Annotated in this window: 28 protein-coding genes and 1 pseudogene; 8 read left to right on the top strand and 21 right to left on the bottom strand. The window is 44.4% G+C overall.

Going from position 1 to position 23252, the window contains the following annotated elements:
- Positions 1-148 precede the first annotated feature (148 nt).
- From BLO31_RS08155 to BLO31_RS08120, 8 genes are all read right to left on the bottom strand, one after another.
- Complete coding sequence (locus BLO31_RS08155; protein ID WP_070964352.1) at positions 149-610, bottom strand: GNAT family N-acetyltransferase; 462 nt, start codon at positions 608-610, stop codon at positions 149-151.
- Between the two features lie 226 nt (positions 611-836).
- Positions 837-1310 (bottom strand): GNAT family N-acetyltransferase, encoded by a 474-nt coding sequence (locus tag BLO31_RS08150; protein ID WP_070964347.1) that lies wholly within the window; start codon positions 1308-1310, stop codon positions 837-839.
- Positions 1311-1313: 3 nt separating this feature from the next.
- A complete protein-coding gene (locus BLO31_RS23755; RefSeq protein WP_070964340.1) occupies positions 1314-1739 on the bottom strand; it encodes a GNAT family N-acetyltransferase in 426 nt (141 codons plus the stop codon).
- Positions 1740-1753: 14 nt separating this feature from the next.
- A complete protein-coding gene (locus BLO31_RS23750) occupies positions 1754-2089 on the bottom strand; it encodes a hypothetical protein (RefSeq protein ID WP_070964337.1) in 336 nt (111 codons plus the stop codon).
- A gap of 66 nt (positions 2090-2155) precedes the next feature.
- Positions 2156-2671, bottom strand: coding sequence for a GNAT family N-acetyltransferase (locus BLO31_RS08135; protein ID WP_070964334.1), 516 nt, complete (start codon positions 2669-2671; stop codon positions 2156-2158).
- Positions 2672-2674: 3 nt separating this feature from the next.
- On the bottom strand, positions 2675-3316 hold the full coding sequence (locus tag BLO31_RS08130) for a glutathione S-transferase family protein (RefSeq protein WP_070964331.1): 642 nt from the start codon (positions 3314-3316) through the stop codon (positions 2675-2677).
- 39 nt (positions 3317-3355) lie between these two features.
- Positions 3356-4543, bottom strand: a complete 1188-nt coding sequence (locus tag BLO31_RS08125) for a serine hydrolase domain-containing protein (protein WP_070964328.1) — start codon at positions 4541-4543, stop codon at positions 3356-3358.
- 38 nt (positions 4544-4581) lie between these two features.
- Positions 4582-4845, bottom strand: coding sequence for a TfoX/Sxy family DNA transformation protein (locus BLO31_RS08120; protein WP_070964325.1), 264 nt, complete (start codon positions 4843-4845; stop codon positions 4582-4584).
- 457 nt (positions 4846-5302) lie between these two features.
- On the opposite strand from BLO31_RS08120, the gene BLO31_RS08115 reads away from it, so the two are divergent.
- Entirely contained in the window at positions 5303-5488 is a 186-nt protein-coding gene (locus BLO31_RS08115; protein WP_070964322.1) for a DUF2986 domain-containing protein, read from the top strand.
- Here BLO31_RS08115 and BLO31_RS08110 read toward each other — a convergent pair.
- The 6 genes from BLO31_RS08110 to BLO31_RS08085 form a co-directional block, all read right to left on the bottom strand.
- Entirely contained in the window at positions 5471-5953 is a 483-nt protein-coding gene (locus BLO31_RS08110; protein WP_070964317.1) for a LabA-like NYN domain-containing protein, read from the bottom strand. The genes BLO31_RS08115 and BLO31_RS08110 overlap by 18 nt on opposite strands.
- Before the next feature lie 84 nt (positions 5954-6037).
- Positions 6038-6391, bottom strand: a complete 354-nt coding sequence (gene rplT / locus BLO31_RS08105; RefSeq protein ID WP_004401084.1) for a 50S ribosomal protein L20 — start codon at positions 6389-6391, stop codon at positions 6038-6040.
- Positions 6392-6432: 41 nt separating this feature from the next.
- On the bottom strand, positions 6433-6627 hold the full coding sequence (rpmI, locus tag BLO31_RS08100; RefSeq protein WP_070964313.1) for a 50S ribosomal protein L35: 195 nt from the start codon (positions 6625-6627) through the stop codon (positions 6433-6435).
- A 121-nt stretch (positions 6628-6748) separates the two neighbouring features.
- Entirely contained in the window at positions 6749-7300 is a 552-nt protein-coding gene (gene infC, locus BLO31_RS08095; protein ID WP_084659656.1) for a translation initiation factor IF-3, read from the bottom strand.
- Positions 7301-7303: 3 nt separating this feature from the next.
- Complete coding sequence (gene thrS, locus BLO31_RS08090; RefSeq protein ID WP_070964305.1) at positions 7304-9232, bottom strand: threonine--tRNA ligase; 1929 nt, start codon at positions 9230-9232, stop codon at positions 7304-7306.
- A 307-nt stretch (positions 9233-9539) separates the two neighbouring features.
- Positions 9540-9971 (bottom strand): Fur family transcriptional regulator, encoded by a 432-nt coding sequence (locus tag BLO31_RS08085; RefSeq protein ID WP_070964301.1) that lies wholly within the window; start codon positions 9969-9971, stop codon positions 9540-9542.
- A 174-nt stretch (positions 9972-10145) separates the two neighbouring features.
- Between BLO31_RS08085 and BLO31_RS08080 the strand changes: the two genes are divergently transcribed.
- The 4 genes from BLO31_RS08080 (at position 10146) to BLO31_RS08065 (ending at position 13749) form a co-directional block, all read left to right on the top strand.
- Positions 10146-11042 carry a metal ABC transporter substrate-binding protein gene (locus BLO31_RS08080; protein ID WP_070964297.1) on the top strand — a complete coding sequence of 299 codons (897 nt, stop codon included), beginning with the start codon at positions 10146-10148 and terminating at the stop codon, positions 11040-11042.
- A 79-nt stretch (positions 11043-11121) separates the two neighbouring features.
- Positions 11122-12006, top strand: a complete 885-nt coding sequence (locus tag BLO31_RS08075; protein WP_070964292.1) for a manganese/iron ABC transporter ATP-binding protein — start codon at positions 11122-11124, stop codon at positions 12004-12006.
- On the top strand, positions 12002-12907 hold the full coding sequence (locus BLO31_RS08070; protein ID WP_139158966.1) for a metal ABC transporter permease: 906 nt from the start codon (positions 12002-12004) through the stop codon (positions 12905-12907). The genes BLO31_RS08075 and BLO31_RS08070 overlap by 5 nt, the downstream gene beginning before the upstream one ends.
- 2 nt (positions 12908-12909) lie before the next feature.
- The gene (locus tag BLO31_RS08065; RefSeq protein WP_070964289.1) at positions 12910-13749 is read left to right on the top strand and encodes a metal ABC transporter permease; all 840 of its coding nucleotides are present in this window, start codon (positions 12910-12912) and stop codon (positions 13747-13749) included.
- Between the two features lie 71 nt (positions 13750-13820).
- Here BLO31_RS08065 and BLO31_RS08060 read toward each other — a convergent pair whose 3' ends face one another.
- Entirely contained in the window at positions 13821-14267 is a 447-nt protein-coding gene (locus BLO31_RS08060; RefSeq protein ID WP_084659653.1) for a hypothetical protein, read from the bottom strand.
- A 24-nt stretch (positions 14268-14291) separates the two neighbouring features.
- Positions 14292-14807, bottom strand: a complete 516-nt coding sequence (locus BLO31_RS08055; RefSeq protein WP_070964285.1) for a nicotinate-nicotinamide nucleotide adenylyltransferase — start codon at positions 14805-14807, stop codon at positions 14292-14294.
- Positions 14808-14970: 163 nt separating this feature from the next.
- Between BLO31_RS08055 and nadE the strand changes: the two genes are divergently transcribed.
- Positions 14971-15798: an ammonia-dependent NAD(+) synthetase gene (gene nadE / locus BLO31_RS08050; protein WP_070964281.1), complete on the top strand. Its 828-nt coding sequence runs from the start codon at positions 14971-14973 to the stop codon at positions 15796-15798.
- Between the two features lie 67 nt (positions 15799-15865).
- Here the strand turns inward: nadE and BLO31_RS08045 are convergent, their stop codons facing one another.
- The 5 genes and pseudogenes from BLO31_RS08045 to BLO31_RS08025 form a co-directional block, all read right to left on the bottom strand.
- Entirely contained in the window at positions 15866-16534 is a 669-nt protein-coding gene (locus BLO31_RS08045; RefSeq protein ID WP_070964277.1) for a LuxR C-terminal-related transcriptional regulator, read from the bottom strand.
- A gap of 190 nt (positions 16535-16724) precedes the next feature.
- The gene (locus tag BLO31_RS08040) at positions 16725-17765 is read right to left on the bottom strand and encodes a S1 family peptidase (protein ID WP_070964273.1); all 1041 of its coding nucleotides are present in this window, start codon (positions 17763-17765) and stop codon (positions 16725-16727) included.
- 86 nt (positions 17766-17851) lie between these two features.
- Positions 17852-18874 (bottom strand): S1 family peptidase, encoded by a 1023-nt coding sequence (locus BLO31_RS08035; RefSeq protein WP_070964270.1) that lies wholly within the window; start codon positions 18872-18874, stop codon positions 17852-17854.
- Positions 18875-19042: 168 nt separating this feature from the next.
- Positions 19043-20160: pseudogene (gene gcvT / locus BLO31_RS08030) on the bottom strand (glycine cleavage system aminomethyltransferase GcvT).
- Between the two features lie 259 nt (positions 20161-20419).
- The gene (locus BLO31_RS08025; protein ID WP_070964266.1) at positions 20420-21043 is read right to left on the bottom strand and encodes a helix-turn-helix domain-containing protein; all 624 of its coding nucleotides are present in this window, start codon (positions 21041-21043) and stop codon (positions 20420-20422) included.
- Positions 21044-21415: 372 nt separating this feature from the next.
- Here BLO31_RS08025 and BLO31_RS08020 point away from each other — a divergent pair, with 372 nt between their 5' ends.
- Both BLO31_RS08020 and gcvH read left to right on the top strand, forming a co-directional pair.
- Positions 21416-22711, top strand: coding sequence for a serine hydroxymethyltransferase (locus BLO31_RS08020; RefSeq protein WP_070964264.1), 1296 nt, complete (start codon positions 21416-21418; stop codon positions 22709-22711).
- Between the two features lie 41 nt (positions 22712-22752).
- Entirely contained in the window at positions 22753-23133 is a 381-nt protein-coding gene (gcvH, locus tag BLO31_RS08015; RefSeq protein ID WP_070964262.1) for a glycine cleavage system protein GcvH, read from the top strand.
- Positions 23134-23252 lie beyond the last annotated feature (119 nt).

Here is a 23252-nt window from a genome sequence, read left to right as displayed (position 1 = left end):
GGGTGGTTGTTGAATACCATTGAAGCAGAACGCAAAGACAGGGGTTGTCAGGAGGTTTTGTTTTAACCGTAATTCGCAAGGACAGATATAGACACAATTAGGATGTTACCCCTACCCTATGCACTCACAAGGCAGGAGGAATCTTGGTTTACCAACGATAGAAAGGGCGCTCACCTTCCATTCGATCAACTTCTGCACCAATGCGCTCATAAAAAGCGTGCGCTTTATAGTTAATTGGGCTTGCTGTCCAAGCAAGGTGTGTACACCCAAGTACTTCTGAACGCTCTTTAACGGCTTTCATTAGCGCCTCTCCTACCCCGTTTGAACGGTACTCAGAGACTACATATAGATCATCTAACCAGATTGAAGGGGCACCTTGAAACGACGAATAACGAAAGTGATACAGGGCAAACCCCTGAGTTTGGCCGTGTCCTTCAAAAAGCAGTGCTTCAGCGAAAGGCCTTTCGCCAAACATCGTCATTTCAATCTTTTCTATGTTAGTAGAAATTTCACCGTCAAATCCCTTCATTGAGCGATCGAACTCTGCCTTTGCACCAATAAACTGCATTAAGGTGTGGCAGTCTTCTTTCGTCGCCAATCTTATCTTCATGAACTTTTCTCCAAATTAAATGGATTTGCGCTGCCTTGCGCATAAATCGCTTCCTAGTGGTTCGACCTCGGGATACGGGTCGTAAAGTGACGACTGCCATATTGTCTAACAACATATGAAATTACAAGCACTTGGAATAGAAAAAGTAAACTACTTAACTACCTGGCGTATTGAATTAGAGACCGAGCAGACTATCTATAGCCCTAATTGGAGGGGAAGCGCCAGCTTACGCTTCGACATTCCTTGCGATCATAAGAACTTCATCGGCGGAATAAAGGTTGGGAATAGTAAACTCCACTTCTGCGCCTAAAGTGCTTCTATACAGTTGTTGAGCATAATTGTCTGCGCGAGTGGTAACTAGGATGTGTTTCAAAGTCGAACCTTGATCCTTGAGCACTTTTTCAACCTGTCTCTTTGAATCTGAGATAAGCTGCTTAGCGACACCCTTTCCTTGCGATTCTGGCTTAACCGCTAACAGTTCCAGTTCGAGCACTGCCTCCTTGCGAAAGCCACTTTTTTGCGTCCAGATAACAAAGCCAAGGATTTCCGTTCCCTCACATGCGATATACATCAATGACTTGGGATAAGCTTGATAAGCGCACGAAAGCCATTTTAACGAGTCTCCTTGACGGACAAATGTCACCTTATGGATTTCGGCCACGTCTGCTAAGTCTCGCTTATCTACCGCTCTAACTAACATCACTTATCTCTCTGGTTGTTGGCTAAATACTAGCTGGTGTTTGATTTGTGAGAAGCCAAGAGCGCGATAAAAGGCAATCGCATCTTCTCTTACTTCATTGGTTCTTACACGCCATTCACCGGGATACTTAGCTTGCACGTAATGAACTAATTGCTTGCCTATCCCCTTACCTTTGAGCTTGTCATCAACCACCATTCCGCCTATTTCATAAAACGCTGGCGAACCTACTCTAGGAGAATAAAATGCGTGAAGCCAACCTACGAGCGTTTTATCTACCTCGGCCACGATCACCGTATGGCAAGCACATGTGATTACCTTTTCAACAAGCTCTAGACGAGTTTCTGGGTCAGCATGATAACCCAAACCCTGAGAAAGTTCGGCTATCTGCTTGGCGTCTGCCGAGGTTGCTTTGCGTATTTTAATAATCAATTCAACTTGCTCCTTTACCAGTTGACTATGTGGCCATTTTCTACGACAAAACCGGAACTCAATATACCTCGCATCACTATCACATGCTGTGTTGAAAACCCCAATTCTTTTGATACCGCATGAGACAGCGCTGTTTGCAACTTTTCGCTTTGCGTTTTTTCCCAGCAATCCGGAAGATAGAGATAACACACAACTTTGTATTGCTTTCCCGCTTGCTGAGAGATGGCGCTGGTTATCAATGTCATCTCCTCACTGTTGCAGTGAGCAAGCTGCTTCCAACGATTTAGAACGCGCTGCGCGTCGATTTCTATTCCCTCGGATGGCATGTAGTGGCAGTGGGCTATTGGCATATCGTTTCCTCGAATTAATTAACCAATAGCACAAGCCCAACAAATGGACCAAATCAGTTAGTCCTGTTATTCAATCTTGAGCCAATATCTTGCGATCGGTTCAGGAAACACTTTTCCTTGAATGACTTTATCAAACACGCCGCCATTTGCTTCAATGATCTTTCGCGATGCATAGTTGTCTTCATCTGCGGTAATTAGCGCGGTTTGTATACCGAGCGCTTTGGCGGCCGGAAGAGCAAGCCGTAGCATGGTTTTACCATGACCTTTTCCTCGATGTGAAGGGGCAACGTCATAGCCAATATGTCCCCCTTCAAAAGATAGAAACTCATTGTTAATGTGGTGCCTAATGCGAATGACGCCGAGAATCGATTTTTCTTCTATCAACCAAAAATGGCTACAAGGGACGTATCCTGATTTTAAATTGATGCCCTGACTTTCATCTTCCAGCGATTTCACATATCGCGAATAGTCCAGTACACCATCGCGATAAAAGTTGGCATTTTCGGGGTCGTGACTTAAAAAGTCTTGATACATTTCCTGAAAACTGCTTTTCCAAAGCTGGTTTGCCTTAATCAGTTCCATATTTTAATAGTCCTCCCTAGCCCGCAACTCAGTAAAATCGCTCATTATGTACTTTTGATAGCCTTTTCTCTGTTTCAAACGGTCAAACCACTGTGCAACACTTGGGGGGAGCTCTATCTCTAATCCTTGTTCTGTTAATCGGTATATAACTGCGCCTGCGGTTAAATCGGCCAGACTAAAATTCGAACCCACTAGATACTCTCGACCAGCTAGCTCCTTTTCTAACGTGCTCAAATATTGTTGGCACTCAAGCAGTTTTTCCTCAATCACTGGCATATCCCTCTTACTTGGCGGCATTCGATAGTAACCCCAAAAAACCGCCATAAATGCCGGCTGGAAAACCGTGTGTGTCCAATCCATCCAGCGCTCATACAAAGACCTATGATATGGGCATGAGCTATAAAGTGAAGTCTGTCCGTACTCTGCCACCAAGTAGCGCAAAATAGTATGAGATTCCCAAATCACCCTTTCCCCGTCGATCAATACAGGCACTTTCTTATTCGGATTGAGCTTTTCAAAGTCGGCGTCATCTAGGCCTCCAAATCGGCCACCTACCTGAACGTGTTCAAAATCCAGCGCTAGCTCTTCCAAAAGCCACAGTACTTTCTGCACGTTAAACGAAGTTAACCTACCGTAGAGTTTCATTAATGCTCCTTTTTATTCTCAGAACGATATCGCAACGATTTATCGCTGATACTTCACTTCTTCAATACCAAGTGAAGGTAAGACAAACTTTGCTATTAGTTCAAAAGGAAAGTCTTCGTCTTGTCCAATGTAAGCACCCGATGTCATAACAAATATAAGATCGTGATCGGGGAGAATAACCATTTCCTGACCACCGCTCCCCCTCATTGCAGCTATCTTAATCTTTTCGCCATTTTCCATCATGAGTGGAAACCACCAGTTGTAGCCATACTGGATTGCTTTGTCTGGCCAGAACTTTCCTTTGGGCTCAAGACTCGCCTTTGCCCATTCAGGGGAGAAGATGAACTCACCATTCCACTCACCTTGATTGAGATAAAGTTGACCCAACTTTGCGAGGTCTCGGCTGCGAAGATACAAACCTGACGAGCCCATATGTTGGTGGGTGACTTCGTGAGTAAACCATTCGACGCCTTCAAATCCCATCGGCTCAAACAAGATTTCCTCTGCGGCTTTAGCCAAACTTTTACCTAGTATTTTTTCTACAACGCCACCAAGTAATACACTCATTGCACCTTGATATTCAAAGTGTTCTCCTACCGGATAAGCCATTGACTTACTCAATATGTAGGCATAAGGGTCGTCAGATAACCACATCTGCATGGCATCACTTGGATAAACGCCCCACTCCTTCCAATTGATCCCTGTATTAAAGTTCAACGCGTGCTCAATAGTCACACTCTGTTTGTCTTCATCTAAGGGCTGGTTCATTTCGTTATAGAAAGCGTAAAGTGGTGCGTCGACATTTAACTGGCCTCGGGAGACCAAATGACCAACAAGTGTCGAGGTAACGGTCTTCGTAATTGAACGCATTTGATGTGGCGTATCGTACGCTGGCGGAAAATGCTGCGGCATAGGAGTGCCATCATTGACAGCTGGAACGGCGTAATACTGTTCAAAGACTAGATTTCCGTTTTGAACTATCAAAATAGATTGAATTCGCTTTTTGGGGTTTTTCCCATTTACGTATTGATGTAAATCGTAAAGCGGTTGAAGCTGAAAGCCTGCTTCATTAGGTAGACTCGTTGACCAGTCGTTATCCTTTTTACCTTGGATCCAATCAAAGTCCGGAGGTACAGCCTGATTGTTTTGAACCAAAAAAAGCCATGTTGCAACAATTGCTATTACCACCGATGTAATTGGTAGTATCCACTTTTGAGTTTTACTCATCCCAGACCCTCAGCCAACGACGAAGTGTGAATAAAAACCTAAAGCAATTGATTTAGCAACTTTTTTTTCCTTTCTTTGCTAAGATCCCTCCAGTTCGTATCACTTATTGCACCGTCGAACGAATAGAGATAATAGCAAACAGCAAGTGTCTCATTCGGGTATAAACTGCACAGACGCTTGTGCGCCTCAACCGCGCCGTAAAACTTAAGGTCTTGTTCATTGTTAATGCCTACCTCCTGTAACCGACTAGCTAACTTGTCACCTATGTTCACCAGTTCCACTAAAGCGCGATTTTGATCCATGTCTTCCTCCATACAACACCGATATATCCAACCAGTTAGTTGAATGCTGAAAAGTTAACGGTAGATTATTAAATCTAACAGGGTTCACTGACATTTAGTGACAAGAGGATAAAAAAATGTCCCCTGTACTCAGGAGCATAACAAGAGCACAGGAGACGGGGGGAGGGTTAGGTTTCCCAAAATCAGAGAGTCCACAAATGTTGGACAAAAGCCCTATTCCATTCTGGAGTTTGCATATCCGAAAAACTCAGGTATCGTTCGGACAAAAAATATCTTACTCAATAACAAAGGCTTATAGGTTACGAATGGTGTTCACTTTGTAAGTGCATCGATACATTTCTCAAACAAGCGTGTTTGGGTGTTACAAGGTGTGTTAATGCGAAAAGAAGTAAGCTGAGAAGTCACTGGAAAATCGTTGTATAATCAGGGCTGAGCACCCAACCTTCAAGCAATGACTATGAACCGCAAAAAGAAAATCAATCAGATTTTAAAAAACAAGCAAAAGAAGAAAAACGCTAAATTGCATAAGAGCAATAAGCCACGCTATATCTCTAAGGCTGAACGAGCAAAAATGGAAGCGGATGAAACGCTCAGCACTGAGCATCAAAGTCCTACTGAAGACCAATCACCGTCTGATCAATAACTCTTCTTCAATCGGCACGTAGCGGTCACAGCGATTAATCAAGTTGTTGGCCGTTAAACCGGGCACCCCGTACACTTCTACTGTTACGCCAAAGCGCGACTGTATTCTTTCCACCAATATTTCAAAATCCCCATCGCCAGATAGCAAAATCACTTTATCTACCTGTGAGGCTATTTCGTATACATCCAGTGCGATCCCGACATCCCAATCGCCTTTTGCACTGCCATCTGAGCGCTGTATATAGGGCTTGAGTTTTACGTCGAAACCAATACCTCTGAGGATATGGTGAAATTGCCTCTGCTTGGGGTCGCTAGAAGCAATAGCATAAGCCCTTGCTGCATAAGGCGCACTGCCATGCGAGGTTATCGCACACCAAAACTTATTGTAGTCAAAGTTCGCCTGATATTTGTCTCTCACCGTGTAATAGATGTTTTGGACATCGGCAAAAACCGCCACTTTTTCCATTTTGGTATCCTTGGGCATATTTGTGTTGAGTGAGTAATAAAAAAGGAGAGCGAATGCTCTCCTTTTCTTAAACCTAACTGCTAATTAAAGAGCAGCTTTTGCTTTTTCAACTAGAACTGCAAATGCAGCTTTGTCGAATACCGCGATATCAGCAAGGATCTTACGATCGATCTCGATAGATGCTTTCTTAAGACCGTTGATGAAACGGCTGTAAGATAGACCATTTTGACGAGATGCCGCGTTGATACGTGCAATCCATAGTTGACGGAATTGACGTTTCTTGTTGCGACGGTCACGGTAAGCGTATTGACCAGCTTTAGTAACTGCTTGGAAAGCTACGCGGTATACGCGAGAGCGAGCACCGTAGTAACCTTTAGCTTGTTTTAGAACTTTCTTATGACGTGCACGAGCTTGTACACCACGTTTTACGCGAGGCATTATGCTTCTCCTAAACTAAACGATAATTAAACTAAAAAGAATTAAGCGTATGGCATCATACGAGCAACTGCTGCTACTTCACATTTTGGAAGTAGAGAGTTTGGACGTAGCTGACGCTTGTTCTTAGTAGTACGCTTAGTCAAGATGTGACGTTTAGTAGCGCGCTTGTATTTAACACCACCAGCAGTTTTCTTGAAACGCTTAGCAGCACCTTTGTTGGTTTTCATCTTAGGCATGATGAATAACTCCGCATTGTAGTAGTTTAATAAACACGTAATCAGGGCGAATAAAACCCAGCCGCCATCTCTTGCAAAACAAAAGTGCAACGACTGGGTGTTACTACTTGTAAGCCTTTAATTACTTCTTCTTAGGGGCCAGCACCATGATCATCTGACGACCTTCAATCTTCTTAGGGAAAGATTCCACTACAGCAAGTTCTGCAGTGTCTTCCTTAAGACGGTTTAGAACGTCAACACCGATGTCTTGGTGAGCCATTTCGCGGCCACGGAAGCGAATTGTTACCTTCACTTTGTTGCCGTCTTCTAGGAAACGCGTCAGGTTGCGTAGTTTTACCTGATAGTCTCCAATATCAGTTCCAGGACGGAATTTTACTTCCTTAATCTGAATCTGCTTTTGCTTTTTCTTCTGCTCTTTAGCAGCTTTGCTCTTCTCAAAGAGGAATTTGCCATAGTCCATAACACGACAGACAGGTGGCTCAGCATTTGGGCTGATTTCCACAAGATCCATACCTGCTTCTTCTGCAGCAGCTACCGCTTGTTGGATTGATACAACGCCTACTGATTCACCGTCAGCGCCTGTTAGTCGAACTTCACGAACGCCACGAATTTCACCGTTTAAACGATGAGCATTTTGTTTGGCCGGTTGTTGGCCGCGTCTTCCGCCTTTAATAGCTTATTCCTCCAGATTGAGCTTGCGGGTAGAGATCTCGTCTTGGATGTAGGCAATAAAGTCATCCACTTTAAATTTACCGAGGTCTTTACCTTTACGAGTACGTACTGCGATTTCGCCAGCTTCCATTTCTTGGTCACCACAAACTAACATGTACGGTACACGCTTCAATGTATGTTCGCGGATTTTAAAGCCAATCTTCTCATTTCTCAAGTCCGCTTTGGCTCTAATTCCACTTTTTTGCAGTTTTTGCGCAACTTCCTGAGCATAATCAGACTGTTTATCAGTAATATTCATTATTACCACTTGCTCCGGAGCCAACCACGTTGGGAAGAAGCCTGCGTACTCTTCAATAAGAATACCGATAAAACGCTCTAAAGAGCCCAAAATTGCACGGTGAATCATCACCGGTACCTGACGTTCGTTGTTTTCGTCGACGTAAGTCGCACCCAAACGGCCCGGCAGGTTAAAGTCTAGCTGAACTGTACCACACTGCCACGCACGATCCAGACAATCGTAAAGTGTAAACTCGATCTTAGGACCGTAGAATGCACCTTCGCCTTCTTGGATTTCGTACGCAATGTCCATTGAGTTTAGCGCGTTCTTCAGCGCTTCTTCTGATTGATCCCAGATCTCATCTGAACCAACGCGTTTTTCTGGACGAGTTGACAGTTTAACGACGATATTATTAAAACCAAAGGTTTGGTATGTATCGTAAACCATCTTGATACAACCGATAACCTCATCCTGAATCTGACTTTCAGTACAGAACACGTGAGCGTCATCTTGAGTAAAGCCACGCACACGCATGATACCGTGAAGTGCACCCGATGGCTCATTGCGATGACATGAACCAAATTCAGCCATGCGCAGTGGTAGGTCGCGGTACGATTTTAGACCTTGGTTGAAGATCTGAACGTGTCCCGGACAGTTCATCGGTTTGATCGCGTAGTCACGGTTCTCTGATTGCGTGGTAAACATCGCATCGGCGTATTTATCCCAGTGACCAGAGCGTTCCCAAAGTACGCGGTCCATCATCAGTGGGCCTTTGACTTCTTGGTAGTCGTATTCCGTCAGTTTTTGACGAATAAATACTTCTAAATCACGGAAAACAGACCAACCATTGTGGTGCCAGAACACCATACCTGGAGCTTCTTGTTGCATGTGGAACAAGTCTAGCTGCTTGCCCAGTTTGCGGTGGTCGCGTTTTGCCGCTTCTTCCAAACGAGTTAGGTGCGCTTTTAGCGCCTTTTTATCGTGGAAAGCTGTGCCGTAGATACGTTGCAACATTTTGTTGTTGCTGTCGCCACGCCAGTACGCGCCGGCAACATTCATCAGCGTAAAGTGCTGACAGAAACCCATATGTGGTACGTGTGGGCCACGACACATATCGATGTATTCTTCATGGTGGTATAGACCTGGACGATCATCGCGCGCGACGTTTTCATCCAAGATTTCCACTTTGTACGGTTCGCCACGTGATTCAAACGTGTCACGTGCTTCCTGCCAGCTCACTTTTTTCTTGATAACTTGATACTTGGTTTTCGCCAGCTCTTTCATACGCTTTTCGATCTTCTCTAAGTCTTCATTGGTTAGAGATTCATCTAGATCGATATCGTAGTAGAAGCCATTGTCGATGGTGGGACCAATCGCCATTTTTGCTTCTGGGTAAAGCTGCTTAAGTGCGTGACCTAAAAGGTGAGCACAAGAGTGACGAACAATTTCAAGACCATCTACTTCGTCTTTTACAGTAATGATCTCAAGACTTGCGTCTTGTTCAATAGGATCGCAAGCATCTACGCGGTTGCCATCAACACGACCAGCAATGGTCGCTTTTGCAAGACCAGGACCGATAGATTGAGCAACTTCAAGAGTAGTTACGGCGTTTTCAAATTCGCGCTGACTGCCGTCAGGAAGAGTAATAATAGGCATGTAAATTCCTTTACAGTGGTGTTGCATACCAAGCAACACTTGAAAGTTAAGGTTTCTTTTAAATCAATAAGAAACAACAAAATCAGTATGTTCGACTTACTTTTAGGTACAAATACCGATGAACCTCTCAATAAGTCGAACGCGCATTCTAAAGCATTCCCACCTAAAATGCATGTTAGATTTAAACGTCAATAAAAACGGCTCGTGCCGCGCGCAAACTGCCAAAGACAAAGCGAACAGGCTTGTACATATAAATAAGGCCAGTGCTTTGCACTGACCTTCGTTGTCGTCTAAAAAGGTTAATCACCTAATTTTTGCGTTTTCGCACGTATAGCTCAAGGCGGTGTGAAACGATGTCGTACCCCATTTCTTTGGCTATTCTTTCTTGAATCGCTTCAATCTCTTCGGAATAGAATTCGATAACATCACCGCTTTCTACATCAATAAGATGGTCGTGGTGCTCTTTACTGGCTAGCTCATACCGAGCACTTGCCCCTTCAAATTCGTTTCGGATTATCGCCTTTTGCTCTTCTAGCACAGCAACTGTTCTATATACAGTTGCCAGCGAGACGTTGGGGTTGAGCTTCCGCGCTCTCTCGTGCAGTTCTTCAACGTTTGGATGGTCTTCTGACTCAGCAAGCGCGGAAAGTATCGCGACTCTTTGCTGGGTAATTCGGATCCCTTCAGACCTTAAAATCTGCTCTAACCCTTCTCTTATTATTGTTGCTCCATTACTCACTTTATTGTCCGTTTTTTATAACACATTATTTTTCATTAGTTTTTATTTGCAATTGAGAATCATTCGCAATAAGATCCCCAGCAGTTGCAAATCGTTCGCAAGTTTGTATGAATCCTAGGCTAGCACATTTTAAACACGCGAATTGATAGTTTTGGTATTCACAAGGAGATAATTATGACCAAGCTCAAGTTAGCGTTTGCTGCATCGCTGCTTATTGCTTCTTCGTCTTTTGCTCACGCAGATGAAGATAAAATGAAAGTAGTCACCACATTCACTGTTATTGCAGATATGGCTTCCAACGTGGCCGGAGATGCTGCAGAAGTCGTTTCGGTAACAAAGCCTGGCGCTGAAATTCACGGTTACGAGCCGACCCCAAAAGACATTGTTCGCGCTTCGGATGCCGACTTAATTTTGTGGAATGGTATGAACCTAGAACTTTGGTTCGAACAATTCCTAGCCAACCTTGATGGCGTGCCTGCGGTGACACTGACCAAAGGTATTAACCCTATTCCTATCGCATCGGGTTCTTATCAAGGAAAGCCAAATCCACATGCGTGGATGGGACTAGATAATGCGCTGATTTACATCGATAACATCGTAGAAGCTTTTGCTGAGCACGATCCTAACAATGCGGCTATCTATGTAAAAAATGCTGCGGCTTACAAAGCGAAATTGCGTGCCACTATTGAGCCTCTTAAAGAACGTGTTGCTCAGATCCCTGATAGCGATCGCTGGTTGGTAACGTGCGAAGGTGCGTTTAGCTACCTAGCTAAAGATTTCGGCCTTCGCGAACTGTACTTGTGGCCAATGAACGCCGATCAAGTAGGCACTCCTCAGCAGGTTCGCTCTGTTATTGACGGTGTGAAAAAGAACCACATCCCTGTCGTGTTCTGTGAATCAACGGTTAACACTTCTCCGGCTAAACAAGTTGCCCGAGAAACGGGTGCGCATTACGGCGGCGAGTTGTTTGTCGACTCTCTTTCGACTAGTGATGGTCCGGTTCCAACATACCTAGATCTTTTGACCGTAACTTCGGAAACCGTTGCAAAAGGGCTTAGCTCTGTAAACTAATTTCATCGCCCCGCTTCTTAGGTGGGGCGATGTCTCTTTTAATTCGCCATAAAACGCGACCCAACACAAACTAATGACTATGAATCAGGCAGCATTAAACTCACCACTAGGCATTCAAGCAGATGATGTAACGGTTACTTACCGAAATGGCCATACCGCCTTACACAATGCAAGCTTCTCTGTACCATGTGGTTCGGTAACGGCGCTAGTAGGGGTCAATGGCGCCGGTAAGTCCACCCTGTTCAAAGCGATTATGGGCTTCGTTCCAACCGCTCAGGGGGCGATTCAGATCCTCGGTCAGTCAGTTAACAAGGCGCTTAAGCAAAACCTCGTTTCTTATGTTCCTCAGTCAGAAGAGATCGACTGGAGTTTTCCCGTCCTTGTTGAAGATGTCGTTATGATGGGTCGATACGGTCATATGAACTGGCTTCGCAAGCCCAAAGCGTCGGATCACCAAGCGGTTGAACAGGCGCTTAAGCGCGTCAATATGATCGATTTTAGGCAACGGCAAATTGGCGAGCTCTCTGGGGGACAAAAAAAACGCGTGTTTCTCGCCAGAGCTCTTGCCCAACAAGCTAAGGTGATCTTACTCGATGAGCCCTTCACTGGAGTTGATGTCCAAACTGAACATCAGATCATTGCTCTTCTTAAAGAGTTAAGAAAAGAAGGCCACGTTATTTTGGTTTCTACCCACAACTTAGGCTCGGTACCTGAGTTTTGCGACCGCACCATAATGGTGAATAAAACGGTACTCGTTTCGGGGCCAATTGAAACCACTTATACAAAGCAAAATCTCCAACGGGCATTTGGCGGCGTTCTTCGTCACTTCACCTTGGGAGGAGATGCGCTACACGATGATGAGGATGCTAGAGAGCTCACTATTCTTACCGATGACGAGCGTCCGTTTGTTCAATACGGTGGCAGGCATGTCACTACCGACAAAGGGGAGCTTCGCCGTGATTGATATCTTGCTACAACCTTTTTCTTATGGGTATATGACAAATGCCATGTGGGTGTCGGCGTTGGTTGGGGGCGTCTGCGCATTTCTTTCGGCATACTTAATGCTGAAAGGTTGGTCTCTTATCGGTGATGCTCTTGCTCACGCTGTTGTTCCCGGTGTTGCTCTAGCGTATATCATCGGGCTACCTTTCGCTTTCGGCGCCTTTATCTCTGGAGGCATCGCAGCGGGCTCTATGCTGTTTTTATCAGAGCGTTCAGGGCTAAAGATCGACGTGATAATTGGCCTTGTTTTTACCTCCTTTTTCGCTCTAGGTTTGTTTCTTATTTCTATCAACCCGATTTCTGTCAGTGTCGAGACCATCACCATGGGCAACATCTTGGCGATTACCCCGAGTGATACCCTTCAGCTCGCTATCATCGGTTTCGTTACTTTGGGCATTTTACTTCTTAAATGGAAGGACTTAATGGTGACCTTCTTTGACGAAAACCACGCACGCTCAATTGGCCTAAACCCTGCTTTACTAAAAGCGGTTTTCTTCACTCTATTGTCGGCATGTGTCGTTGCCGCGATGCAAACCGTTGGGGCCTTGTTGGTTATTGCTATGGTTGTGACACCGGGCGCCACCGCCTACCTTTTATGTGACCGATTCCCAAGATTGATTCTTGTCTCTGTCTTGATTGGTAGTAGCACTAGTTTTATCGGCGCCTATAGTAGCTTTTTCCTAGACGGGGCAACGGGTGGGATTATTGTTTGCTTACAGACCGTTGTTTTTATTGTTACCTTTTTGCTGGCTCCAAAACACGGTTACTGGGCGGCGAAGCGCCGTTCTAAAGAGGCGTTAACTCATCTAAGCAAAACAAACTCTTGCCATCACCTCGAAACGACGTCAGCCCAAGGAGCATAACGATGGACTTAACCATGCCTTTCCAGTTTCCATTTATGCAAAATGCATTTTTGATCTGCTTAGTTATCTCCGTCCCTACCGCTTTACTTTCTTGCTTTTTAGTAATGAAAGGCTGGGCGTTAATGGGAGATGCGGTAAGCCACGCCGTTTTACCTGGTATTGTTATAGCTTATGTCACCGGTATCCCAATTTTGATTGGCGCATTCGTCGCCGGCATGCTTTGTAGCACACTGACTGGCTTTTTTGCTTCGAATTCACGACTTAAACAAGACACTGTCATGGGGGTGGTATTTTCCGGCATGTTTGCCGCTGGTATTGTTCTTTACGTGGCTTTAGATACCTACGCCCACCTCGATCACATTCTGTTTGGTAATATGCTTGGGGTAGACAAAGGTGAAATCATCACAGCGAGCATCGTCTCACTTGTGGTCACTACTGGCTTAATACTATTTTGGAAAGACTACCTACTGCTCGCATTTGACGAGATACAAGCCCGAGTAAGTGGATTGAACATCAAATTACTGCACTACTCCCTTCTCACGTTTTTATCCCTGACTATTGTTGCGACACTCAACGCTGTTGGCCTTATTTTGGCTATAGGGCTCCTTATTGCTCCCGGTGCGATTGCTTTTCTAACCGTACGCGAGTTTTCCAATATGCTTTGGGTGGCGACGTTGGTAAACCTGCTCACTATGTTTGCCGGGGTTTACCTCAGTTTCCACATAGATAGTGCGCCAGCACCTAGCATTGTATTACTGCAAAGCGTCATTTTTGTGTGCGCGTTAATCCGGCGCATACACAAAACAAAAGCGGCTAGCCAAAGAATGGTTCATGCGGGTTAAAGGTTTGTTTGGCAAAACGCATAAGGACGATCTGCGTCTATCGAGTTAAAATGGCAGTTCAACATTCATCATTACATCGCCTGATAGACTTCATGCCAGCGATAGTCCAACCGCAGACGCGGTTCACCACTATTGAGATCGCCAAAACCTAAAGAGAATTGAAGACCTTGGTTCTCTAGCCACTCCTTTGTGTTCATATGTGCGCTCTCTTCACTCAAATCTTCTGGCATCCATATACCCACTCCAAAATAGTTTGAGTGATACGATTGAGAGAGTAACGGTTCGGAGCCTGTATCAACCAGCCAGCTTCCCCAATAAGATGAATAATCTACGGACTGGTTATCAAGATGAAATTCGGCCGAGTTACGCTGCAAAGGTAGAGATAGTTCAATATCACAACGACTGGGTTTAAGTAGAACTGAAACGTCTTTTGACGGGTTAGTGTGGGTGCTATTCGGGCAGGGTGTGATATCGGATTGCAGCGCACTAGCAAGTAAAATTAAACCAGTCAGGCTCATATATTCTCCTAATTTAGGAGAGTATCACCGATAGTATTTGCCCTGCTGCAATAGTGTCGCCACACTGGGTGTTGTCAGTGTCTCCACACTTTCTCCTTGTAATATCGCATTCCTGATATCTGTACTTCTTACTTTTACGCGTTCAGGGCATGCCAATACGTTCCAGCGCTCGGTGATCTCTTTAGCGTTATAGAACTTTGAAAAATTGAAGAGATTATCTGGCCCAAGAACAAACGTAATGTCAGCGTCTGGAAAACTTGTTGTTAAAGAACTCAACACGGCGTAGGTAGTGACACTTTCATCGGGCTTATGCAACCGCTCTTCTACTCGGCTGCGTTCTACATTTTCCAGTGCAAGATCAGAGATAAAAGCATCCAAAAGTTGGCAGCGTATTTGATAATCCAACATTTGCTTGCCCCAAGCATGGGAAATGCTTGGAAGAAGTAATACTTTGTCAAAGTGACTTAGTGACTCAATGACGCTTTTATGTCCTAGGCTCGGCGGATTAAACGCACTGCCAAATACAGCTATTTTGGTCATCTATCTTCCCTTTCACACATTAGCGTTGTCTCTAAAAACACAATGAATTAATAACAAACTCAATTCTCCAATATTCATTCAAAACGGGGACTTGAGACACTCACAACAGACGGTATACTACCACTAAAACCTTAATTTACATTGCTTGCAGAAAGGAAAACCTATGGAACAGCAAATTCGGGATGAAATGAGAGTGCTACCATCTATCGATCCTCACTTTGAGATCACCCGACGAGTCGCATTTATCAAATCGAAGCTTCAAGCTGCGGGCTGCAAGTCATTGGTTCTTGGCATCAGCGGCGGAGTGGATTCCACCACTTTGGGTAGATTAGCCCAAATTGCTGTAGACCAACTCAATCAGGAAACTGACGGTGGATATCAGTTTATCGCAGTGCGCTTGCCATATGGAACGCAAAAGGACGAGGACGAAGCGCAATTAGCCCTCTCTTTTATCAAGCCAACACATTCTGTTGCGGTAAACATTAAAGACGGCGTAGACGGACTTCACTCGGCATCTCATCAAGCTTTGCAAAGCACTGGCTTACTTCCTGATGACAAAGCAAAAATTGATTTCGTCAAGGGCAACGTAAAAGCGCGAGCTCGAATGGTGGCACAATACGAGATTGCTGGTTACGTCAATGGATTGGTACTGGGAACCGACCATTCGGCGGAAAACATCACTGGTTTTTACACTAAGTTTGGTGATGGTGCTTGCGACCTCGCCCCGCTATTTGGTTTGAACAAACGACAAGTTCGCGAAGTCGCCGCTACCCTTGGCGCACCTGAGTCTCTTGTTCAAAAGACACCAACCGCAGACCTAGAAGAACTAGACCCACAAAAAGCGGACGAAGACGCGCTCAACTTAAGCTATGAGCAAATCGATGATTTCCTAGAAGGGAAACCCGTAGAAGCCGCTGTTTCTGAGCGCTTAGTGGCTATTTACAAAGCGACTCAACACAAACGAGCGCCTATCCCTACCATCTACGACTAGTTTCTCTGCATCTACTAGCCATTAAAAAAGGAGCCTTAGGGCTCCTTTTTGCAATTGGACTCGCTTATTAAACGCGTTCTTCCAGCGAGATATTGTTGTTGGCCCATAATAAAGCTTGCAGACGGTTCTTCGCATTAATCTTTTTAAAGATATTGTGAAGATGGGTTTTTACCGTATTTTCACTAACAAACAGCTCTTCAGCGATTTGAAGATTGGAAGCTCCATGGCCAAGCAGGCGCATAATCTCTTTTTCACGTTTAGTAAGATTTGCATACGCTTTTGAGGTGGTCACATTATTAGCACAACGGAAATGCTCGATATAATCTTGTGCAACCTTGCGAGACAACCACATCTCATCTTGCATGATTTTACTCATACCTTTGAGAAGAAGGTCTAAATCATCGTCTATGTAAAAGACACCAACGAGGTTTCTCCACTTAAACAAGGTGGTCGACGGTACTTGTTGCGGACAGTTGATAACGACTTCTTTCGCACTACTATGAATGGCTTGTTTGGCTTGGTTGTATATTTCAAAATGATCATCATCCAAATAATGGTAATCGATTAGAATATAATCTGCTGCCAAACTTGCTTGACGAGTATCATCAGCCAACTCTTCCAAAGAGACGATTTCTACATTAAGTTCTATCCCTTTTTCCAGTGAGTCTTTAAACAACTTGGACTGCATGCTGACATCAGACAGCAGAGTAATCTTATGCATATTATGGTTTTCCATATCAGAACTCCCCGGATCGACTAACTGAGTAACTAAAACTATCGTTTAGTTACAATTAGTCAACTTCCCCTGTACGATTTAACCGCAGAATACTATGACAAGGATAAATAAAGAAACTATATATCAGTCATTTATAGAACGAGTCTCATAATTGAGAAGCAGTAGTGATAGATCTTTCGTTAACCGCTTGTCAGCTTTTTCTCCACCGATGGCGTCTATAGAAAAAGTTGAGGAATAGGATAGCGAATAAGAGCCCTTCCTCAACAGCTCCTCCCCCACCTCCAGTCTGATTACTTGTGTTTTCTTGCACAGGAGTGGGTTCTGTCGCGGCCATATGTCCAGAATTGTCCACTAAAGAACGTACCCCATTTTGCGTAGTAATGTAGTATTTAGGGGTTTCTAACCCATTAATGACATTAGATATCCATCCAATATAGTCGTAAACTTCAGTGAAAACGGCTACGACCGGAGAGCTGGGGTTACCACAAACCGCTGGTCCAAAACTCGTGAGGCCAATTTGAATGTATTGACTGCCCACATACTGATAAACAGGGCCACCCGAATCACCTGAGCAGGTAGCATTTTTAAGACTAGACGCCCCTATCACGCCGTCAAAACAGATCTGCTTACTACTAAGGGCGTTCCCGTATATCCCTCTGCAAGTGGTATTGTCCACAAAAGTTAGATCGGTTTCTAAAAGGACACTGCCACCAGTCTGATTAGTTGCGACATTACCGTGGCCTACCGCTTTATACCCGCTACCAGCCGGATAGTTAGTATCAGTTGTGCTGTTTAGCAAGCTAAAATAGTCGGGCACGGTCAGCCCAGCCTCTACTTTAATAATAGCGATATCATTTGGCCATAACTGAGATTGCGATTCGACATAATCGTCTGGATAGTAGAACTCAACGGCCTTTACTTGGGCCGCCGATAAAAAATTGTCTTCATCTTCAAGATTAGGCACTACAACGGTATAGAGCATGGTATTGAACTCGCCATAAATACAATGAGCCGCCGTCAGTGCATACTGGGAGTTGATCATGGTAGCTCCACAAAAGCTTGATGTACTATAGACAGAACTGGTTCGATAGAAAAGACTGGCGAAGTTGGGGTAATTTACTAAATTCGCATTGGTTCCATTTACGATATAGGGCGTAACCGAAACGCTAGAGGCCATCGAACTGGCGCTAAAAAGCAAAACAATAGCGACGCAGGAAAGGTAATGTTTCATGCTTCCCCCTAAGAAATAGAACACTAACTAAATTTAATTGTAGCTAATGTTCCATAATTGTTAGGGGAATGTTTATTTACATTAATTTAATTCGGCTTTCTAACTAGCCCTAAAGCAGCACAAGCGAATGTGAGCCACAATGGCCATTGACCGCCACTTGATCCACCCGATGTAGCTTTAACTGAAGAGCTTGATGATACTTTAGCACTCAGATTAATCTGCCCGTATTTCGTTATGTGTGCGTTGCGCTCGTCGTTGTTGGCAGTGTATGTCGGAGAAACAGCACCGCCCACAACACTGTTTATCCAACCTCTGTAATCTGTCACCTCGGTAAACACTGAAGAAGCCGTAGGGGTGCTACCACAAATTACCGGACCAAAGCTAGTTACACCAACTTGGACTAAGTTGCCCGCATTGTTCCAATAAACCGCACCTCCAGAGTCGCCGTTACAGATAGCGCTATTGGTTGTCGGCGTGCCTTTGAAGCAAAGATGGGAATCTTTTAGTTTTTCATTGCCATTTGTAAATGCCCCTTTACAAACATCATTAGACACGTATTCAAGATCGGCTTTATTTAAAGGGCCTCGATACGGGTTCCCATTACTTGATGTACTACCATGACCGACAGTGACAAAAGATTGAGAACTGTTTCTATACGATTTATCAGCAGAAAACGCGACAGGAGTAATATTTGACATAGGCGCTTCTAATTTAAGAATTGCTATATCATTTGGTAAAAACTCTGCTTCTGAATCAATGTAATCTGAGCGTATATATACTGAACTTACTCTATATCTTGGTGAAAAATTAGGGTTGTATGTCTGTGTGTCCTGCAACTTCGGACTTACAATTGTGAACAAGCGAGCCGCTTCGCTGTCATATACACAATGCGCAGCGGTAAGAACATGGTATGCATCAATCACCGTTGCTCCGCAGTAGCTTGTCGTGGAATACCTGCTATCGATTTCGTGGGAATCATAAAACAAGGTTGCCGTGGAAGGAAAGTTATTCACATCGGCCCCAGAGCCATTGACGATGTAAGCGCTAATATCGTTCGCCACTGCGTTGCTCGCCAGTAAGGCAAATACTAGAGCAAGGTTAGTTTTCATTTGAAGCCTAATTTAATCATTTATAACAAGGTTTAATCTATAAAATCCGAGCTTAAAAAAAACCTCTAATTAAGAGGTTTTTTGTAGGAATTGGATTTATTTAAGACAATTGACGATGTTTTCACATGTTAACAATCTATTACCTAAGAAAAGTTAATCTTAATTCATTTATCCACGGTAATAGCGCTGAGGTACGAATGGCATTTTTTCGACCGTCATAGGCAGCTTTTTACCGCGAACTTCGGCGAAGACTTCACTGCCAGGGCACTCAATTCCGTTGTTACATAAGCCATAGAAACCGGTTTACCCGCGTTTGGCCCTGCCGTACCGCTGGTGACTACACCGACTTTATTACCGTCAGCGTCAAAAAGCTCCGCACCTTCGCGCACTGGTGCTTTAGTTTGACCAACCAAACCAACGCGTTTACGTGCCACATCTTTCGTCTCAATTTGGCTAAGAATGATATCTGCGCCTGGGAAACCACCTTCTCTTTCTCCACCTTTGCGGCGAACTTTTTGAATGCCCCATAGTAGGCTAGCTTCTACTGGTGTTGTTGTCGTATCCAAGTCATGGCCGTACAAACAAAGGCCACACTCCAAACGCAAAGAATCGCGAGCACCAAGGCCAATCCACTCCACTTCATTTTCTGCAGTAAGTTTTATTGCCAGTTCAGCTGCGTGTGTGGAAGGAACGGAAATTTCATAACCATCTTCGCCAGTGTAACCACTGCGGCTAACAACGCATTCAACACCTAAAATGTTTAGCGTCTTCACGTCCATAAACACCATTTCCGCCACTTCAGCGTTAAAGCGTTTTAGTACGTCGACAGCTTTTGGTCCTTGCAGGGCAAGTAGCGCTCGGTCGTCAATAACTTCAAGAGCCACATCCTCAGGCAGATGCTTTTGGATATGCGCAATGTCTTGATCTTTACACGCCGCATTGACAACAACAAACAAGTGGTCACCCATGTTAGCTACCATTAGGTCATCTATGATGCCGCCTTGTTCATTAGTAAAAAACGCATAACGTTGATTACCTTGAGCAAGCCCAACAATGTCTACAGGTACGAGAGACTCCAAGAAAGCAGCGGCGCCATTACCACGAAGCCTTAACTGTCCCATATGAGAAACATCGAACAAACCTGCTGCATCTCTAGTGTGTAAATGCTCCTTTTTTACACCAAGCTTGTATTGAACTGGCATGTCGTATCCGGCAAAAGGAACCATCTTCGCGCCTTCTTCCACATGAAGCGCGTGCAGAGGGGTTTGTAGTAGTTCTTGACTCATTGTTGTCTCCATTTAATCAGGTTCGTTTCCATTCTCGGGAAACCATGTTTCCAATAATAAACACGAGTCCGCGGATAATGCACGATTATAGCTCACCATATCGTTCAAAATGTGACATTTAACATTTTAATCACATTTTTAAATATAAAAAATGACGCCGAAACTCACCAATCACTGAGTATTACGGCGTCATTTTACAAAAAGCAAACCATAACGCAAACGTTTGCTTTCACTATAAGAAATTTTAGTTAGTTAATCGTTACTTAGCAGTTACCCACAAAATCAACGCATCTTCATCACTGACAGATACCAGCATATGACCCATATTGGCATCGTAATATACACTGTCACCTTGTTCTAAAACGACCGGTTCATAGAACTCCGAATAGAACTGCACCGCACCAGATAAGATCAATAAAAACTCTTCACCGTCGTGGCGGATCCAGTCGCCATATTCTTCAAAGTTTCGCGCTCTTACACGACTTTTAAATGGCATCATCTTTTTATTGGAAAGTTGAGTCGCCAGCAATTCGTGTTCGTAGGTTTGAGTAGGATGAGGTTTGCCCTGCTTGAAACGGGTAATGTCTCTACGCCCTGCCGCCACCTTTTTTCTTGGCGGTTCAAAGAGTTGCGGCATATCTATCTGTAAACCATTTGCCAGTTTCTGCATGGCTTGGAACGTCGGTGAAATTTGCTCGTTTTCTATTTTACTAAGCGTAGAACGGGCTAACCCTGTGCGTTGGCTAGCTTCTTCTAAAGTGATACCCATTTTCCCGCGGATATCTTTAATGCGCTGACCAAGTTTTAAAGGCTCGATAGTTTGCTCTTGAGATTCTTTCGCTAAGGTCAATGAAGGGTACTCGTCGTAAATGTCTTCAGACATAAATCCCTCGTTGTTATCTTCGTTACTTCCTGTCTAATTATCATTGTGCACCATGGGCTATTCGCTGAAAAGATCGACAGTGGAAATAAAGTGTGCTGTCTGTTGCAAATACCGAACACTTGTTTCCAATAGGAAATTTTTTATTGATTATTGCTCCATCAGACGTTATGTTACCAACTTGTTAGATGAAGAGATGCTGTTCCCGCGAACCACAATTGACATTATTAACAATTAATCGCGGTGTTTGGCCCAAATTTTAGGGCAAGGAAACCACTCTGCTTTCAGTTACTTTTAAGCAGAACTAAATAGAGGACTGATGAGAAGAATAGAAATTCGTTTATCGCTCATCGGCAAATTTTAAGGTCATCTACCATGAACAATAGCTACCCAAACCACAGTCTGGAAAACTTTTTTTCAACCAACCTCGCTGCAACAGACGACGCGGTATTCGCTGGTATTCAAGCGGAATTCGAACGTCAAAACGAACAGATTGAGCTCATTGCTTCCGAGAACATCGTTTCTAAAGCAGTGATGCAAGCGCAAGGCACCTGCCTAACCAACAAGTATGCAGAAGGCTATCCTGGTCGCCGTTACTACGGCGGATGTGAACATGTAGATACCGTAGAAGCGATCGCTATCGAGCGTGCAAAGCAACTTTTTAGGTGCGAATACGCAAACGTTCAACCACACTCTGGTGCACAAGCGAACGGGGCAGTAAAACTCGCACTACTTCAGCCCGGCGACACCATTTTAGGCATGTCTTTAGACGCTGGAGGTCACTTAACTCACGGCGCTCGCCCTGCCCTTTCTGGTAAGTGGTTTAACGCCGTTCAGTACGGTGTAGACAAAGAAACTTTAGAAATTAACTACGACGACGTTCGCCAACTTGCCATTGAACATCAACCAAAAATGATCATCGCCGGTGGTAGTGCGATTCCTCGCGTTATCGATTTTGCAAAATTCCGTGAAATTGCCGACGAAGTGGGCGCAATCTTAATGGTCGATATGGCACATATCGCTGGTCTAATCGCAACTGGCGCTCACCCAAGCCCGATCCCTCACGCTCATGTCGTTACCACAACCACGCACAAAACACTGCGCGGCCCACGCGGTGGGATGATTCTTACTAATAGTGAAGAAATCATAAAGAAAATTAACTCCGCTGTTTTCCCCGGCCTGCAAGGTGGTCCTTTGATGCACGTCATCGCCGCAAAAGCTGTCGCTTTTGGTGAAGCCTTAGGCCCTGAGTTTTCAACTTATATCGATTCAGTGATCGGAAACGCAAAAGTTCTAGCTGAAGTATTGCAAACTCGCGGTTGTGACATAGTAACTGGTGGCACTGATACTCATTTAATGTTGGTAGACCTTCGCCCTAAGGGATTGAAAGGCAACAAAGCTGAAGAAGCATTAGAACGCGCTGGGATCACATGTAACAAAAATGGTATCCCATTTGATTCAGAGAAGCCTATGATTACATCAGGCATCCGTTTGGGAACTCCAGCGGGAACAAGCCGAGGCTTTGGCGAAGAAGAATTCAAACTCATCGGTAACTGGATTGGCGATGTGCTAGATGGGCTACTAGAAAACCCTGAAGGCAACGCAGAAGTAGAGCAAAAAGTGCGCAAACAAGTTAAAGCTCTATGCGCTCGCTTTCCTCTTTACCAATAAACTATTTTAAATCCTTAAAAGTTATATTTGGAGATTAAGCAATGGATAACACACTGAAGTTTGCAGATAGCCACGAGTGGGTACGAGACAACGGTGACGGCACAGTAACTGTCGGAATTTCAGAGCATGCACAAGAGATGCTAGGCGACGTGGTTTTTGTCGACCTACCTGAAGCAGATGACGAAATCGAAGCAGGTGAAAGCTTTTCACTTGTAGAGTCGGTAAAAGCGGCTTCAGATATCTATGCACCAATCACTGGTGAAATCGTAGAAATCAATGAAGAGCTAGAAGATAGCCCAGAGCTAATCAACGAAGAACCTTATGAAGGCGGCTGGATTGTTAAAGTTAAGATGGCCGACCCATCTGAACTAGATAACCTCAAAGATGCCGAAGAGTACCAAAACTCAATCGAAGAAGATTAAGTAGTAGAAGATTGTAAAGCTGTCCGCTTAGGGCAGCTTTTTTTCAAGGTTCGGTAAACCATTCACTCCCCTTCAACGGTGAGTAAACACTTTTTAAATCCGAACCATGGAGTAGGTAA

This window comes from Vibrio sonorensis (genome assembly GCF_001854765.1).
GTDB lineage: Bacteria > Pseudomonadota > Gammaproteobacteria > Enterobacterales > Vibrionaceae > Vibrio > Vibrio sonorensis.
Note: the sequence above shows the minus strand (reverse complement) of the source record. Positions and strands in the feature narration are given on the sequence as shown.

Coding starts and splice junctions, on each gene's coding strand:
- BLO31_RS08155 (WP_070964352.1), bottom strand. CDS start 610: ATGAAGATAAGATTGGCGACGAAAGAAGACTGCCACACCTTAATGCAG.
- BLO31_RS08065 (WP_070964289.1), top strand. CDS start 12,910: ATGGACTTAACCATGCCTTTCCAGTTTCCATTTATGCAAAATGCATTT.
- BLO31_RS08125 (WP_070964328.1), bottom strand. CDS start 4,543: ATGAGTAAAACTCAAAAGTGGATACTACCAATTACATCGGTGGTAATA.
- BLO31_RS08120 (WP_070964325.1), bottom strand. CDS start 4,845: ATGGATCAAAATCGCGCTTTAGTGGAACTGGTGAACATAGGTGACAAG.
- BLO31_RS08020 (WP_070964264.1), top strand. CDS start 21,416: ATGAACAATAGCTACCCAAACCACAGTCTGGAAAACTTTTTTTCAACC.
- gcvH (WP_070964262.1), top strand. CDS start 22,753: ATGGATAACACACTGAAGTTTGCAGATAGCCACGAGTGGGTACGAGAC.
- BLO31_RS08060 (WP_084659653.1), bottom strand. CDS start 14,267: ATGAGCCTGACTGGTTTAATTTTACTTGCTAGTGCGCTGCAATCCGAT.
- thrS (WP_070964305.1), bottom strand. CDS start 9,232: ATGCCTATTATTACTCTTCCTGACGGCAGTCAGCGCGAATTTGAAAAC.
- BLO31_RS08150 (WP_070964347.1), bottom strand. CDS start 1,310: ATGTTAGTTAGAGCGGTAGATAAGCGAGACTTAGCAGACGTGGCCGAA.
- BLO31_RS08115 (WP_070964322.1), top strand. CDS start 5,303: ATGAACCGCAAAAAGAAAATCAATCAGATTTTAAAAAACAAGCAAAAG.
- rplT (WP_004401084.1), bottom strand. CDS start 6,391: ATGCCTCGCGTAAAACGTGGTGTACAAGCTCGTGCACGTCATAAGAAA.
- BLO31_RS08045 (WP_070964277.1), bottom strand. CDS start 16,534: ATGGAAAACCATAATATGCATAAGATTACTCTGCTGTCTGATGTCAGC.
- BLO31_RS08035 (WP_070964270.1), bottom strand. CDS start 18,874: ATGAAAACTAACCTTGCTCTAGTATTTGCCTTACTGGCGAGCAACGCA.
- BLO31_RS08130 (WP_070964331.1), bottom strand. CDS start 3,316: ATGAAACTCTACGGTAGGTTAACTTCGTTTAACGTGCAGAAAGTACTG.
- rpmI (WP_070964313.1), bottom strand. CDS start 6,627: ATGCCTAAGATGAAAACCAACAAAGGTGCTGCTAAGCGTTTCAAGAAA.
- BLO31_RS08110 (WP_070964317.1), bottom strand. CDS start 5,953: ATGGAAAAAGTGGCGGTTTTTGCCGATGTCCAAAACATCTATTACACG.
- BLO31_RS08135 (WP_070964334.1), bottom strand. CDS start 2,671: ATGGAACTGATTAAGGCAAACCAGCTTTGGAAAAGCAGTTTTCAGGAA.
- BLO31_RS08040 (WP_070964273.1), bottom strand. CDS start 17,765: ATGAAACATTACCTTTCCTGCGTCGCTATTGTTTTGCTTTTTAGCGCC.
- nadE (WP_070964281.1), top strand. CDS start 14,971: ATGGAACAGCAAATTCGGGATGAAATGAGAGTGCTACCATCTATCGAT.
- BLO31_RS08055 (WP_070964285.1), bottom strand. CDS start 14,807: ATGACCAAAATAGCTGTATTTGGCAGTGCGTTTAATCCGCCGAGCCTA.
- BLO31_RS08025 (WP_070964266.1), bottom strand. CDS start 21,043: ATGTCTGAAGACATTTACGACGAGTACCCTTCATTGACCTTAGCGAAA.
- BLO31_RS08075 (WP_070964292.1), top strand. CDS start 11,122: ATGAATCAGGCAGCATTAAACTCACCACTAGGCATTCAAGCAGATGAT.
- BLO31_RS23750 (WP_070964337.1), bottom strand. CDS start 2,089: ATGCCAATAGCCCACTGCCACTACATGCCATCCGAGGGAATAGAAATC.
- BLO31_RS08080 (WP_070964297.1), top strand. CDS start 10,146: ATGACCAAGCTCAAGTTAGCGTTTGCTGCATCGCTGCTTATTGCTTCT.